Here is a 13,449-nt window from a genome sequence, read left to right on the forward strand (position 1 = left end):
CAGTATAGTTTACATAATGCATGTCTCCATATGGTGACATATGCCCTGATCAAGGAGCGCCACATGCCCCTCTCGCAGCGAATCGATGCCGCCGTTCTGCGCGCGCTGGATATGACGCAGGGACAGGAGGCGCCGGCGCAACTATCCGAGGCGCTGGGCTATGCCTGCCTGCCGGGCGGGGCGCGCATTCGACCGACGATCCTGATGTCCGTGGCGACGGCCTGCGGCGACGACCGGCCTGCGTTGAGCGATGCGGCGGCAGCGGCGCTGGAGGTGATCCATTGTGCGTCGCTGGTACATGATGATTTGCCCTGTTTCGACGACGCCGAGTTGCGGCGCGGCAAGCCGTCTGTGCATAAGGCTTATTCGCAGCCCTTGGCGGTGCTGACGGGTGACAGCCTGATTATCCTGGCGTTCGATGTTCTGGCGCGGGCCGCCGAAGAGGACCCGGCGCGGGGTCTGCGTCTGATACGGGCGCTGGCAACGCGGACTGGCATGCCCGGGGGGATCTGCGCCGGGCAAGGCTGGGAAAGCGAGCGGGAGGTGGACCTTGCGGCCTATCACCGGTCAAAGACCGCGGCGCTGTTCATCGCGGCGACGGAGATGGGCGCGATTTCGGCGGGGCATGATGCGGAGCCTTGGGGCGACCTTGGAGCGTTGATCGGCGAGGCATTCCAGGTGGCGGACGATCTGCGCGATGCCGTGTTGGACGAAAAGACCCTGGGTAAGCCGGTGGGGCAGGACGACCTGCACGGGCGGCCCAATGCGGTGGCGGAATATGGTGTCGAAGGCGCTGTGGCGCGGCTGAAGGATATCCTGGCGGGGGCGATTGCCTCGATCCCGTCCTGCCCGGGCGAGGCGGCGCTGGCCGAGATGGTGCGGCTGCAGGCGCAGGCGATCATGCCGAAGATGCCCGCCCGATACCGGGTGTAACGCGCCATGGCGGTGCGGGAGCCTGAGACGCGGCGGCGCACCGGCATTGCGGGCTGGTTGAATCGACAGGTCGCCAAACCGGGATTTCAGAATTTCGCCAACGCCTTGCCGTTCGGCAAGGGTTTGGCGCGCCGCGATGGCGCGGAGATTTTCGATCTTTTGCAGGGGTTCGTGGCCTCCCAGGTGCTGGGTGCGCTGGTGGAGACCGGGATTCTGCGTGCTCTGCTGGACGGGCCGCGCAGCGCCGACGCGCTGGGGTTTCGCCATGACGTGCCGGCCGACAGGATGGATCAGTTGTTGCGCGCGGGCACAGCGCTGGGGCTGCTGAAGCGGCGGCGCGGCGGAGCCTATGCACTGGCCCGGAAGGGGGCTGCGATTCTGGGTGTGCCGGGGTTGGAGAACATGATCCGGCACAATGCGGAATTCTATGCCGACATGGCCGATCCCATGGCGCTGTTGCGCGGCGAAAGTGAAACGCGCCTGGCGCGGTTCTGGCCCTACGTGTTCGGCGCCGAGGGCGAGGTCGCGCCGGAAGTGGCAGACAAGTACTCGACCTTGATGGCGGAGAGCCAGGTGCTGGTCGCCCGTGACACGCTGAAGATGTTGCCCTTGAAAGGAGCGCAGACGGTAATGGACGTCGGAGGCGGGTCGGGGTTCTTCCTGTCCGAAGTGCTGCGGCGGAACAAGGCGGCGCGGGGAGTCCTGTTCGATTTGCCCGAGGTGATGCCGCAGGCCGAGGCCCGGATAGCGCAGTTGGGGCTGCAGAGTCGGATCGATCTGCGAGGCGGCAGCTTCAGGGACGCGGGCTTGCCGGAGGTGGCGGACACGATCTGCCTGATCCGGGTGCTGTACGATCATGCGGACGACACTGTGTCTGACCTGTTGCGCAAGGCGTTCGAGGCCTTGCCGCCTGGCGGGCGGTTGATCGTGTCGGAGCCGATGTCGGGTGGCGACATGCCCGAGCGGGCGGGTGACGTCTATTTCGCATTCTACACGATGGCGATGGGCACCGGACGCGTGCGGTCGCAGGCGCGAATTGCCGAGATGTGCCGCGCGGCGGGCTTCGAGGATGTCTCGATGCCGAAACCGATCCGGCCCTTTATCACCACAGCGCTGGCCTGCAGCAAACCCGGCTGACCCCTCGCATGGCGGTGTCAGGCAGCCGATTCGCTGTAAAGTGTAAAGTTTAGTTGACACAAATTGATGTCCGCATAGACTGACATGTAACCGGATCGCGCCTTGCGTTGGCGCGACTCACACAATAACCGGGGGGAGTTCAGACAGTTGGAGACGCGTGCCGTATTCCTGAATGGTCCGAAAGACCTGCACCTGGACACGCTGCCGCTGAAGCAGCCAGGCCCTGCCGATATCGTGGTGGATATTGCCCATTCGGGGATCTCGACCGGCACGGAAAAACTGTTCTGGACCGGTGAGATGCCGCCTTTCCCAGGCTCGGGGTACCCGCTGGTGCCGGGATACGAGGCTGCGGGCGAAGTGGTCGAGGCCGGGTCGGAAAGTGGTTTCAGGACAGGCGAGACGGTGTTCGTGCCGGGGGCGGATTGCTTCGACGGTGCGTTTGGCCTGTTCGGAGGGGCGGCGAGCCGGCTGGTGACGCCTGCCGACAGAGTGACGCGAATCGATTCGACGCTGGGAGCGGAAGGCGCATTGCTGGCCTTGGCAGCGACCGCGCGGCACGCGATGGCCGGATTGGACAAGCGCGTGCCGGAGCTGATTGTCGGGCACGGTGTGCTGGGCCGGCTTCTGGCGCGGCTGACGATTGCCGCCGGAGCGCCGGCGCCCGTGGTCTGGGAAACCGATCCGGCGCGGCGCGGTGGCGCGGACGGCTACGAGGTCGTCGCACCGGATGCGGACGAGCGTTGCGACTACCGTGCGATTTACGATGCCTCGGGCAATGCGAGCATTCTGAACGATTTGATCGGACGGCTGACGAAAGGCGGCGAAATCGTGCTGGCGGGGTTCTATCCCGGCGGCCTGAGCTTTGCCTTTCCGCCGGCCTTCATGCGGGAGGCGCGGTTGCGCATCGCCGCGGAATGGGCGCGCGAGGACCTCGCCGCCGTGGGTGCGCTGCTGGACAGCGGCGCGCTGAGCCTGGGTGGCCTGATCACCCATAGCGCCCCGGCCACTGAGGCCGAGGACGCATATCGGACGGCCTTCGAGGAGGCCGGCTGTTTGAAAATGATACTCAACTGGAAGGACGCCGCGTGAAGGACGACATCCCCAATTTGAAGGATTTCGACAAACGCCTGCGGGACGAGGCCGGCGAGGAGCCGAGCCTGGAAGTGCCACAGGGCGAACCCACCAGCAAGACGCAGATCATCGCGATCTATGGCAAGGGGGGGATCGGCAAGTCGTTCACCCTGGCCAACCTGAGCCACATGATGGCCGAACAGGGCAAGCGGGTGCTGCTGATCGGGTGCGACCCGAAATCGGACACGACCAGCCTGCTGTTCGGCGGCAAGGCGTGTCCGACGATCATCGAGACTTCAACCAAGAAGAACCTTGCCGGCGAGCAGGTGAAGATCGGCGACGTGTGTTTCAAGCGCGGCGGTGTCTTCGCCATGGAGCTGGGTGGCCCGGAAGTGGGCCGTGGCTGTGGTGGCCGGGGCATCATCCACGGGTTCGAACTGCTGGAGAAGCTCGGCTTCCATGACTGGGATTTCGACTATGTCCTGCTGGATTTCCTGGGCGACGTGGTTTGCGGGGGCTTCGGCCTGCCGATTGCCCGCGACATGGCGCAGAAGGTGATCCTCGTGGCGTCGAACGACCTGCAATCGCTTTACGTGGCCAACAACGTGTGCTCGGCGGTGGAGTATTTCCGCAAGCTGGGCGGCAACGTCGGCGTCGCGGGGCTGGTGGTCAACAAGGACGACCATTCGGGCGAGGCACAGGCCTTTGCCAAGGCGGTGGACATCCCCGTGCTGGCCGCGATCCCGCAGGATGACGATTTGCGCAAGAAATCGGCAAATTACCAGATCGTCGGCACCGAAAAGAGCCAGTGGGGCAGCCTGTTTGCCGGTCTGGCCGAAGCGGTGTCGCTGGCCCCGCCGGTGCGTCCTGCGCCGCTGGACCAGGACGGATTGCTGGGGCTCTTCGACGAGTCCGAGACGGGCGGCAGCGTCACGCTGGAGCCTGCGACGGACGAGGACATGCGGGGCAAGAACGCCGCGCCCAAGGAAAGCCTGGAGGTGGTCTATGACGACGCCTGAACAGAGCACCACGAAACGCCTGATCGAGGCCTGCCGGATGATCGCCGAAGCGCGGCCGGAGCAGATCAGACGGTTGTTGAAAGATATCGCGTCTTCGGACGGTCCGGAAAGGCATGCATGACGGATGAAGTCACATATGACGACGCCGGCAAGGCGGAGGTCATCCGCGGGAAGGCGCGCGAGGATGCGCCGGAGCTGACGGGCGACCCGGGCCTTGGATGCCATTCCGGCAACGAGATGGAGAAAGCCGCGCGCATGGCCGGGCAGAGCGATCTGCTGGACCAATATGCGCGCGACTATCCGCAAGGTCCGCACGACAAGCCGCAAAGCATGTGTCCCGCTTTCGGCAGCTTGCGTGTCGGCCTGCGGATGAAACGGGTGGCCACGGTGCTGAGCGGCTCGGCCTGTTGTGTGTACGGCCTGACCTTCGTGAGCCATTTCTACGGCGCGCGGCGGTCGGTGGGCTATGTGCCGTTCAATTCCGAGACGCTGGTGACCGGCAAGCTTTTCGAGGACATCCGCGATTCTGTGCACGAACTGGCTGATCCGGACCGATTTGATGCAGTCGTGGTGACGAACCTTTGCGTGCCGACGGCGAGCGGCGTGCCGCTGCGGCTGTTGCCGAAGGAAATCAACGGCGTGCGGATCGTGGGGATCGACGTGCCGGGCTTCGGCATTCCGACCCATGCGGAGGCCAAGGATGTTTTGGCCGGGGCGATGCTGAACTACGCGCGGCAAGAGGTCGAGGCCGGGCCTGTCGCCGCCCCTGACGGGGGCGTCTCCGACAGGCCGACCGTGACCTTGCTGGGCGAGATGTTCCCGGCCGATCCGGTGATGATCGGCCAGATGCTGGCGCCGATGGGGCTGGCCGCGGGGCCGGTCGTGCCCTGCCGCGAGTGGCGGGAGCTTTATGCTGCGCTGGATTGTGGCGCGGTGGCGGCGATCCATCCGTTTTACACCGCCGCCGTGCGGGAATTCGAGGCCGCCGGCCGGCCTGTCGTGGGCAGCGCGCCTGTCGGACGGGACGGGACGGCGGCGTGGTTCAGCGCGATTGGCGATGCTTTTGGCGTGCCTGCCGACAAGGTGGCGCAGGCGCAGAATGCTTTCCTGCCGGCGATCGAGGCGGCCTTGGGCGCCAAGAAGATCGACGGCACGATCACGCTGTCGGGCTACGAAGGCAGCGAGTTGTTGGTGGCCCGCCTTCTGATCGAGAGCGGGGCGGATGTGCCTTATGTCGGCACGGCCTGTGCCAAGAGCCCGTGGTCGGCGGAGGATGCCGCCTGGCTGGAAAGCAAAGGCACCAAGGTGCAGTACCGCGCGTCGCTGGAAGACGATTGCGCGGCGATGGAAGCCATCAAGCCGGACCTGGCCATCGGGACGACGCCGGTCGTGCAGAAGGCCAAGGAACTGGGCGTTCCGGGGCTTTATTTTACCAACCTGATTTCCGCGCGGCCCCTGATGGGGCCGGCCGGGGCCGGAAGCCTGGCGGAGGTGGTCAACGCGGCCATCGCCAACAAGGGGCGGATGGACCGGATGCGCGAGTTTTTCGAGGGCGTGGGCAGCGGCGATACCGCCGGGGTCTGGGAAGGCCAGCCCAACGTACGCGAGGATTTCCGGGCGACGAACCAGAAGAAACTGGAAAAAGCCGCGCGGGCCAAAAAAGCGCAGGAGATGATATGAGGGGCATTTTGTTCACAAAATCCCCTCGGTGGGCGGAAGCGAGCGGCGACGCCGATTGCGTGCCCACCCCGTGGAGCATTTCTGGCGAAGAGGTCCCGGATCAAGTCCGGGACGGCGAGGAAAATCCCGCCGCGCGCCGTGGATCATTCCGGGTGCAGAGGTCCCGGATCAAGTCCGGGACGGCGATGGGGTGCGTGCCCACACCATGGAGCATTCTGGCGCCCATGGCTGGGTGGAACCCTGACCTACGGGAGGGCGGGTCATGTTGATCCAGGATCATGATCGCGCGGGAGGATACTGGGGGGCGGTCTATGCCTTCTGTGCCGTGAAGGGCTTGCAGGTGGTGATCGATGGCCCGGTGGGCTGCGAGAACCTGCCGGTGACGTCCGTGCTCCATTACACCGACGCGTTGCCGCCGCATGAGTTGCCCATCGTGGTGACAGGCCTGGGCGAAGAAGAGCTGGGCCGGGAAGGTACGGAAGGCGCGATGAAGCGGGCCTGGGGCACGCTCGACCCGGCGTTGCCGGCGGTCGTGGTCACGGGATCCATTGCCGAGATGATCGGCGGGGGCGTGACGCCGCAGGGCACCAGCATCCAGCGGTTCCTGCCGCGGACCATCGACGAGGATCAGTGGGAAGCCGCCGACCGAGCGATGACCTGGATCTTCACCGAGTTCGGGATGACCAAGGGCCGGATGCCGCCCGAGAAGAAGCGCGCGGAGGATGCCAAGCCTCGAGTCAATATCCTTGGGCCGATGTATGGCACCTTCAACATGCCCAGTGATCTGGCCGAGATCCGGCGGCTGGTCGAGGGGATCGGGGCCGAGGTCAACATGGTGATGCCGCTTGGCGCGCACCTGGCCGAGATGCGGGACCTGGTGAATGCCGATGTGAACATTTGCATGTATCGCGAGTTCGGCAGGGGGCTGTGCGAAGTGCTGGACAAGCCGTACCTGCAAGCGCCGATCGGCGTGGACAGCACGACGAAATTCCTGCGCAAGCTGGGCGAATTGCTGGAGCTGGACGCCGAGTCCTTCATCGAGCGCGAGAAGCATTCGACGATCAAGCCCGTGTGGGACCTGTGGCGCTCGGTGACGCAGGATTTCTTTGCCACGGCCAGTTTCGGGATCGTTGCGAACGAGACCTACGCGCGGGGCATCCGCAACTTCCTGGAAAACGACATGGGGCTGCCCTGCGGGTTTGCCGTGGCGCGCTGTGCGGGGACCAAGACCAACAACGAGGAAGTGCGGTCGCTGGTGCACAACAAGCGCCCGCTGATCCTGATGGGGTCGATCAACGAAAAGATGTACCTGGCCGAGATGAGCGCAGGGCACGGGCCGAAGCCTGCCTTTATCCCGGCGAGTTTTCCGGGTGCCGCGATCCGGCGGGCCACGGGCACGCCCTTCATGGGATATGCCGGGGCGACCTATTTGATCCAGGAAGTGTGCAACGGGCTGTTCGATGCGCTGTTCCACATCCTGCCGCTGGGATCCGAAATGGATGCGGGGGCCGCCACGCCGACGCCGCTGCGCCGGGATTTCCCGTGGGACGCAGACGCGCAGGCCGAGCTGAACCGGATCGTGGAAAGCCATCCGGTGCTGACCAGAATTTCCGCTGCCAAGACGCTGCGCGATGCCGCCGAGGAGGCCGCCCTGAGGGAGGGCGCCGAGCGGGTCGTGTTGGAAACCGTGAAAGCCCTTTCGCCCGTGGCCCAAGCCGCCACGGCAGATGTCCAAGAGGAGGACAACACCCATGACTGACATGACGTCCAACCCGCCGAGACGCAGCACCACGGGACGCCGCAGAACCGCGGAGTTCTGGGTGTACTTCACGCTGATCTTCTTTTGCGCGGTGCCGTTCACGACGTTCCGCTGGGTCCGCGATATCGCGGAGCGCCACACGCTGAACGTGCGCGGTCCGCTGGCGCGCGCCTGGTCCGAGGCGGACCGGATCACGCCGCTGATTTTCTCGGTCTGAGGCATGGTGCCCAGACCGAAACCCGAGCTGTATCCGCCCGACTGGGCGAGCAGACCTTCAAGGGCCCGCAAGGCCCTTGGGGAACCCGGCCGCGGGGTTCGCGGCGTCAGCATAACGTTCCGGAGGAAAGTTCATGGCTGATAACACCGACCTGTCCTTTACAGGTCTTACCGACGAGCAAGCCCAGGAGTTGCATTCGGTGTATATGAGCGGCCTTACGCTGTTCACACTGGTTGCGGTCATCGCGCACATCGCGACGTACATCTGGGCTCCTTGGTTCTGAGGAAGGAAAGAAAATGTCGAAGTTCTACAAGATCTGGCTCATTTTCGATCCGCGCCGCGTGTTCGTAGCACAAGGCGCATTCCTGTTCCTTTTGGCCGTCATGATCCACCTGGTGGTTCTGTCGAACGGCGTCAACTGGTTCGAGAATGCAGCAGCGTCCCGCGCTGCAGCGTCCGAGTGATCCAAGACAATCGTCAAACCTCGTTGCGGGCGGGTCCGCCCGCCCGCAACAAACCGAACAAAGAGTGACGGCCGGGCAAGACTGGCCGGCCGAAAACGCGGAGAGAAACAATGGCGTTGCTCAGCTTTGAGAGAAAATACCGGGTCCGTGGGGGGACACTGATCGGAGGCGACCTGTTCGACTTCTGGGTCGGGCCGTTCTACGTGGGCTTTTTCGGCGTGCTGGGCGCGTTCTTTGCGCTTCTTGGCACCATCCTGATCTTCTGGGGGGCGGCCCACCAGGGCACGTGGAACCCCTGGCTGATCAACATCGCGCCGCCCGACCTGTCCTACGGCCTGGGCGCGGCCCCGCTGATGGAGGGCGGCCTATGGCAGATCATCACGATCTGCGCGATCGGCGCCTTCAGTTGCTGGGCGCTGCGCGAGGTAGAGATCTGCCGCAAGCTGGGCATCGGGTATCACGTCCCCTTCGCCTTCAGCTTTGCGATCTTCGCCTATGTCACGCTGGTCGTGTTCCGCCCTGTCCTGATGGGCGCGTGGGGGCATGGCTTCCCGTACGGGATCTTCAGTCACCTCGACTGGGTCAGCAACACCGGCTACGCGTACCTGCATTTCCATTACAACCCGGCGCACATGCTGGCGGTGACGTTCTTCTTCACCACCACGCTGGCCCTGGCGCTGCATGGCGGTCTGATCCTGTCGGCGGCCAACCCCGAGAAGGGTGAGGTCATGAAGACGCCGGACCACGAGGACACGTTTTTCCGGGATTTCATCGGCTACTCGGTCGGCACGCTGGGCATCCACCGCGTCGGCCTGTTGCTGGCGCTGAACGCGGGCTTCTGGTCGGCGATCTGCATTATCATCAGCGGCCCGGTCTGGACCAAGGGCTGGCCCGAGTGGTGGAACTGGTGGCTCGAGCTGCCGGTCTGGCCGTCGCAGATGGGGGTATAAGAGATGATCGAGTATCAGAACATATTCACGCAGGTCCAAGTCCGGGGAAACCCAGAATGGGGCATGGACAACGACAACCACATGATGGACGAGCGCGGGTTCAAGCCGCGGTTCAGCAACCTGGTGGGCTGGATCGGCAACGCTCAGATCGGCCCGATCTACCTGGGCTGGACGGGGCTGGTAAGCCTCGTGACCTTCATCCTGGCGCTGAACATCGTCGGCTTCAACATGCTGGCGCAGGTCAACTGGTCGATCCCGGAGTTTCTGCGGCAGGGCTTCTGGCTGGCGCTGGAGCCGCCGGGGCCGGAGCATGGCCTGTCGATCCCGCCGCTGAATGACGGGGGCTGGTTCATCATTGCCAGCTTCCTGCTGCTGGTCAGTGTCATGACATGGCTTATCCGCAGCTACCTGCTGGCGGCGCAGCACAAGATGGGCAAGCACGTCTTCTGGGCTTTTGCGAGTGCGATCTGGCTGATGCTGGTGCTGAACCTCTTCCGTCCGATCCTGATGGGATCGTGGAGCGAGGCGGTGCCTTACGGCATCTTCCCGCACCTTGACTGGACCACGGCGTTCTCGATCCGGTACGGCAACCTCTACTACAACCCGTTCCACTGCCTGAGCATCGTATTCCTGTACGGTTCGACGCTGCTGTTCGCCATGCACGGCGCGACCATCCTGGCCGTCACGCGCTATGGCGGCGACCGCGAGTTGGAGCAGATCGTCGACCGGGGCACGGCCACGGAACGCGCGGCGCTGTTCTGGCGCTGGACCATGGGCTTCAACGCCACGATGGAGGGCATCCACCGCTGGGCGTGGTGGTTCGCGGTTCTGACGCCGATCACCGGCGGGATCGGCATTCTGCTGACCGGTACGGTCGTGGACAACTGGTTCATCTGGGCGCAGGAGCACAACTTTGCACCGGCTTATGATGGCTCTTACGGCTACGAGGCTTACGGGTCTTACGAAGCCTTTATCGGCAAGGAGGACTGAGCCATGCTACCGAACTGGTTCAACAAGTGGAACTCCGACAATCCCACGAACATCTATGGCCCCGCGATTGCCATCGGGGTCGTGGGGGGCGCGGTCCTGGTGGCGGCCTGGTTGGTTTCTGCCAATCAGTCCAGCGCCGTGGACAGCCTTCAGACCGGCCCGCGTGGCACCGGCATGTCCGTGCCCGAGTTCAAGTCCGACCTCGGCGAACCCGATCCTGGCATTGCTGGCTACATGGCCACGCGCTCGGACCCTGTGGTGCCGCAAGGCGGAGAGGAGCTGGCCGGCGATGCGCGTGAGAACGTGCCGCCGGGGCTGGAAGGCCTGACGGTCGAGAACTACGACCGGCTTCTGGCCGCAATGCGGCAGTGGACGGGTATTCCCAACCTCTTCGAGGACATGGACAGCTACCAGACCTCGGTGGGCTATACCATGATCGGCATGACCCAGAACCTGAACGAGAACTGGGACGGGCATGTCAACGCCAACAAGGAAGTCGGCGTGACCTGTTATACCTGCCACCGCGGCCAGCCCGTGCCGAGCGATATCTGGTTCGACATCAGCCCGGTCAACGAGCGGGTCGAAGGCTGGGGGGCCGTGCAGAACCGGGTGACGCCGTTGTCGAGCTATACCTCGCTGCCGTCGGACGCGTTGCAGACCTACCTGGTGGATGGTGAATCCATCAAGGTGCACGATCTGGACAGCCGCGTGGCCGGTGTGCCGGGTGTCGATGGCTACCCCGGCATCCAGCACGCGGAACGCACCTATGCCTTGATGAACTACATCTCGAACTCGCTGGGGGTGAACTGTGTGTTCTGTCACAACAGCCGCGCCTTCTATGACGGAGCGCAGGTGACGCCGCAATGGGCGACCGAGACGCTGGGCATCCAGATGGTGCAGGAGTTGAACAACGACTACCTGATCCCGATTGCGGGGCTGCTGCCCGAAAGCCGGCTGGGGCCGACGAACGGTGACGCGCCCAAGGCGGCGTGCCGGACGTGCCACAAGGGCTATCAGCAGCCGCTTCAGGGCACGAACGTCATCAAGGACTGGCCGGAATTGGCCACGTCCTCGGGCGAGCCTGACTACGGCGAATAAGGAAAAGGGGTCGGGCGGCGCGATGTCGCCCGAACCTTTGAACACAGCGCTGCTTGCAGCCCCTGTTGCGGGCCGCGCCGGATCTCATCTTGAGGGGGGTGCGATGCAACAGACCACACCAAACACACCGATACTTGACCGCGTGGCGGGGCCACAGGACCTGCGGCAGATGCCCGACGAGGATTTGGCGGCGCTGGCCGACGAACTTCGTGCCGAAGTGATTTCCGCGGTTTCCGAAACGGGTGGTCACCTGGGGTCGTCGCTGGGCGTCGTGGAACTGGCCGTGGCGATCCACTCGGTGTTCAACACGCCAATGGACAAGCTGGTCTGGGATGTCGGACATCAGTGCTATCCCCACAAGATCCTGACCGGGCGGCGGGACCGTATCCGGACCCTGCGGCAGAAGGATGGTCTGAGCGGTTTCACCAAGCGCAAGGAAAGCGAGTTCGATCCGTTCGGGGCGGCGCACAGCTCGACCTCGATCAGTGCGGCGCTGGGGTTCACCGTGGGGCGCGACATGGGGCGGCCCACGGGCGATGCGATTGCCGTGATCGGCGACGGGTCGATCAGTGCGGGCATGGCCTATGAGGCGATGAACAACGCGGGCGCCGAGGGGCGGCGGATGTTCGTGATCCTGAATGACAACGAGATGAGCATCGCGCCGCCCGTGGGGGCGATGTCGTCCTACCTGAGTGGGCTCTACGCGAATGAGCCGCTGGCGCGGGTCAAGAGCCTCGCCGAGGGGTTCGAGGCGGCGCTGCCCGCGCCGATGCGCGAAGGTGCGAAGCGGGCGCGGCAGCTTGTGACGGGCGTGAGTCAGTCCGGGACGCTGTTCGAGGAGTTGGGGTTCGAATATATCGGGCCGATCAACGGGCATGACATAGGGCAATTGTTGCCGGTGCTGCGCGCGGCGCGGACGCGGGCGACGGGGCCGGTGCTGATCCATGTCTGCACCGTGAAGGGCAAGGGATACGCGCCCGCCGAGACCAGCGCGGATTGCGGGCACGGGGTGTCGAAGTTCGACCCCGAGACCGGCGTGCAGGCCAAGAAATCGGGCGGCGCGCCGTCCTATACCTCGGTCTTCGGCAAGGCGCTGACCGAGGAGGCGGCGCGCGATCCGAACATCGTGGCGGTGACGGCGGCGATGCCGTCTGGCACGGGCGTGAACATCATGGCCGAGCGATTTCCCAGCCGCGTGTTCGACGTCGGCATCGCCGAACAGCACGCGGTGACCTTTGCCGCCGGGATGGCGGCGAGCGGGCTGCGGCCTTTCTGCGCGATCTATTCGACCTTTCTGCAACGCGGTTATGACCAGGTGGTGCATGACGTGGCCTTGCAAGGCCTGCCGGTGCGGTTCGCGATCGACCGGGCGGGACTGGTGGGCGCTGATGGCCCGACCCATGCAGGCGCATTCGATGTCGGATATCTTGGCGCTTTGCCGGGGATGGTCTGCATGGCCGCCTCTGATGAAGCCGAGCTGATCCACATGGTGGCCACGGCGGCGGCGCATGACGAAGGCCCGATCGCCTTTCGGTATCCGCGGGGGGCGGGGACGGGGGTCGACCTGCCGGAGCGGGGCGAGGTTCTGGAAATTGGCAAGGGCCGCGTCCTGCAAGACGGCGACGACGTGGCGATCCTGTCTTACGGCGCGCATCTGGCGGAATGCCGGGCGGCGGCGCAGGCGTTGGAGGCCGAGGGCCTGTCGGTGACGCTGGCCGACGCGCGCTTTGCCAAGCCGCTGGACATGGATCTGATCCGGCAGTTGGCGCGGCATCACCGGGCATTGATCACGGTGGAAGAGGGCGCGATGGCCGGATTCGGCGCGATGGTGCTTCAGGCGCTGGCTGCCGAAGGCGCGTTCGACCGGGGACTGGCGGTGCGCACGATGCATTTGCCGGACCGCTATATCGACCAGGCAAGCCCGGAGGACATGTATGCCGATGCGGGCCTGACGGCGGCCGATATCGCCGTGACCGCGCGCGCGGCCGTGGGCCGGGCGGCGGAGATTGTCACGCTGAACGCCGTAGGCTGACGCGCTTTCGGACGTCTTTGGGTCGAGGGTCCGGCGATGATCGCCGGAACAAACCGGCTGCCATTCCGTTGATTCAGTGAATTGCGAAGCGGCCACGCC

At 64.9% G+C, this 13,449-nt stretch carries 14 protein-coding genes; all 14 read left to right on the top strand.

Annotation, left to right across the window (positions count from 1 at the left end):
• The first annotated feature begins 63 nt into the window (after positions 1-63).
• The 14 genes from PVV74_RS13495 (at position 64) to dxs (ending at position 13,350) form a co-directional block, all read left to right on the top strand.
• Positions 64-933 carry a polyprenyl synthetase family protein gene (locus PVV74_RS13495; protein ID WP_103764432.1) on the top strand — a complete coding sequence of 290 codons (870 nt, stop codon included), beginning with the start codon at positions 64-66 and terminating at the stop codon, positions 931-933.
• Between the two features lie 6 nt (positions 934-939).
• Positions 940-2,070, top strand: coding sequence for a methyltransferase (locus PVV74_RS13500; protein ID WP_274593554.1), 1,131 nt, complete (start codon positions 940-942; stop codon positions 2,068-2,070).
• A 147-nt stretch (positions 2,071-2,217) separates the two neighbouring features.
• A complete protein-coding gene (gene bchC / locus PVV74_RS13505; RefSeq protein ID WP_274593555.1) occupies positions 2,218-3,159 on the top strand; it encodes a chlorophyll synthesis pathway protein BchC in 942 nt (313 codons plus the stop codon).
• Complete coding sequence (locus tag PVV74_RS13510) at positions 3,156-4,160, top strand: chlorophyllide a reductase iron protein subunit X (RefSeq protein WP_274593556.1); 1,005 nt, start codon at positions 3,156-3,158, stop codon at positions 4,158-4,160. The genes bchC and PVV74_RS13510 overlap by 4 nt, the downstream gene beginning before the upstream one ends.
• Positions 4,147-4,281 carry a hypothetical protein gene (locus PVV74_RS13515; RefSeq protein WP_274593557.1) on the top strand — a complete coding sequence of 45 codons (135 nt, stop codon included), beginning with the start codon at positions 4,147-4,149 and terminating at the stop codon, positions 4,279-4,281. The genes PVV74_RS13510 and PVV74_RS13515 overlap by 14 nt, the downstream gene beginning before the upstream one ends.
• A complete protein-coding gene (gene bchY / locus PVV74_RS13520; RefSeq protein ID WP_274593558.1) occupies positions 4,278-5,840 on the top strand; it encodes a chlorophyllide a reductase subunit Y in 1,563 nt (520 codons plus the stop codon). Before PVV74_RS13515 ends, bchY begins: the two co-directional genes overlap by 4 nt.
• Before the next feature lie 262 nt (positions 5,841-6,102).
• Positions 6,103-7,599: a chlorophyllide a reductase subunit Z gene (gene bchZ, locus PVV74_RS13525; protein ID WP_274593559.1), complete on the top strand. Its 1,497-nt coding sequence runs from the start codon at positions 6,103-6,105 to the stop codon at positions 7,597-7,599.
• On the top strand, positions 7,592-7,816 hold the full coding sequence (gene pufQ / locus PVV74_RS13530; RefSeq protein WP_057794646.1) for a cytochrome PufQ: 225 nt from the start codon (positions 7,592-7,594) through the stop codon (positions 7,814-7,816). The genes bchZ and pufQ overlap by 8 nt, the downstream gene beginning before the upstream one ends.
• 133 nt (positions 7,817-7,949) lie before the next feature.
• Complete coding sequence (pufB, locus tag PVV74_RS13535; RefSeq protein WP_057794645.1) at positions 7,950-8,099, top strand: light-harvesting antenna LH1, beta subunit; 150 nt, start codon at positions 7,950-7,952, stop codon at positions 8,097-8,099.
• Between the two features lie 13 nt (positions 8,100-8,112).
• Positions 8,113-8,280: a light-harvesting antenna LH1, alpha subunit gene (pufA, locus tag PVV74_RS13540; protein WP_057794643.1), complete on the top strand. Its 168-nt coding sequence runs from the start codon at positions 8,113-8,115 to the stop codon at positions 8,278-8,280.
• A gap of 110 nt (positions 8,281-8,390) precedes the next feature.
• Positions 8,391-9,230 (top strand): photosynthetic reaction center subunit L, encoded by an 840-nt coding sequence (gene pufL, locus PVV74_RS13545; protein ID WP_103764323.1) that lies wholly within the window; start codon positions 8,391-8,393, stop codon positions 9,228-9,230.
• A 3-nt stretch (positions 9,231-9,233) separates the two neighbouring features.
• On the top strand, positions 9,234-10,220 hold the full coding sequence (gene pufM / locus PVV74_RS13550; RefSeq protein WP_103764322.1) for a photosynthetic reaction center subunit M: 987 nt from the start codon (positions 9,234-9,236) through the stop codon (positions 10,218-10,220).
• A 3-nt stretch (positions 10,221-10,223) separates the two neighbouring features.
• Positions 10,224-11,318 carry a photosynthetic reaction center cytochrome PufC gene (gene pufC, locus PVV74_RS13555; RefSeq protein WP_274593560.1) on the top strand — a complete coding sequence of 365 codons (1,095 nt, stop codon included), beginning with the start codon at positions 10,224-10,226 and terminating at the stop codon, positions 11,316-11,318.
• Between the two features lie 103 nt (positions 11,319-11,421).
• The gene (gene dxs / locus PVV74_RS13560) at positions 11,422-13,350 is read left to right on the top strand and encodes a 1-deoxy-D-xylulose-5-phosphate synthase (RefSeq protein WP_274593561.1); all 1,929 of its coding nucleotides are present in this window, start codon (positions 11,422-11,424) and stop codon (positions 13,348-13,350) included.
• Positions 13,351-13,449: the final 99 nt, after the last annotated feature.

The organism is Roseovarius sp. SK2 (assembly GCF_028807495.1).
Classification (GTDB): Bacteria; Pseudomonadota; Alphaproteobacteria; order Rhodobacterales; family Rhodobacteraceae; genus Roseovarius; species Roseovarius confluentis.

Coding starts and splice junctions, on each gene's coding strand:
- PVV74_RS13495 (WP_103764432.1), top strand. CDS start 64: ATGCCCCTCTCGCAGCGAATCGATGCCGCCGTTCTGCGCGCGCTGGAT.
- PVV74_RS13500 (WP_274593554.1), top strand. CDS start 940: ATGGCGGTGCGGGAGCCTGAGACGCGGCGGCGCACCGGCATTGCGGGC.
- PVV74_RS13515 (WP_274593557.1), top strand. CDS start 4,147: ATGACGACGCCTGAACAGAGCACCACGAAACGCCTGATCGAGGCCTGC.
- bchY (WP_274593558.1), top strand. CDS start 4,278: ATGACGGATGAAGTCACATATGACGACGCCGGCAAGGCGGAGGTCATC.
- bchZ (WP_274593559.1), top strand. CDS start 6,103: ATGTTGATCCAGGATCATGATCGCGCGGGAGGATACTGGGGGGCGGTC.
- pufQ (WP_057794646.1), top strand. CDS start 7,592: ATGACTGACATGACGTCCAACCCGCCGAGACGCAGCACCACGGGACGC.
- pufB (WP_057794645.1), top strand. CDS start 7,950: ATGGCTGATAACACCGACCTGTCCTTTACAGGTCTTACCGACGAGCAA.
- pufA (WP_057794643.1), top strand. CDS start 8,113: ATGTCGAAGTTCTACAAGATCTGGCTCATTTTCGATCCGCGCCGCGTG.
- pufL (WP_103764323.1), top strand. CDS start 8,391: ATGGCGTTGCTCAGCTTTGAGAGAAAATACCGGGTCCGTGGGGGGACA.
- pufM (WP_103764322.1), top strand. CDS start 9,234: ATGATCGAGTATCAGAACATATTCACGCAGGTCCAAGTCCGGGGAAAC.
- pufC (WP_274593560.1), top strand. CDS start 10,224: ATGCTACCGAACTGGTTCAACAAGTGGAACTCCGACAATCCCACGAAC.
- dxs (WP_274593561.1), top strand. CDS start 11,422: ATGCAACAGACCACACCAAACACACCGATACTTGACCGCGTGGCGGGG.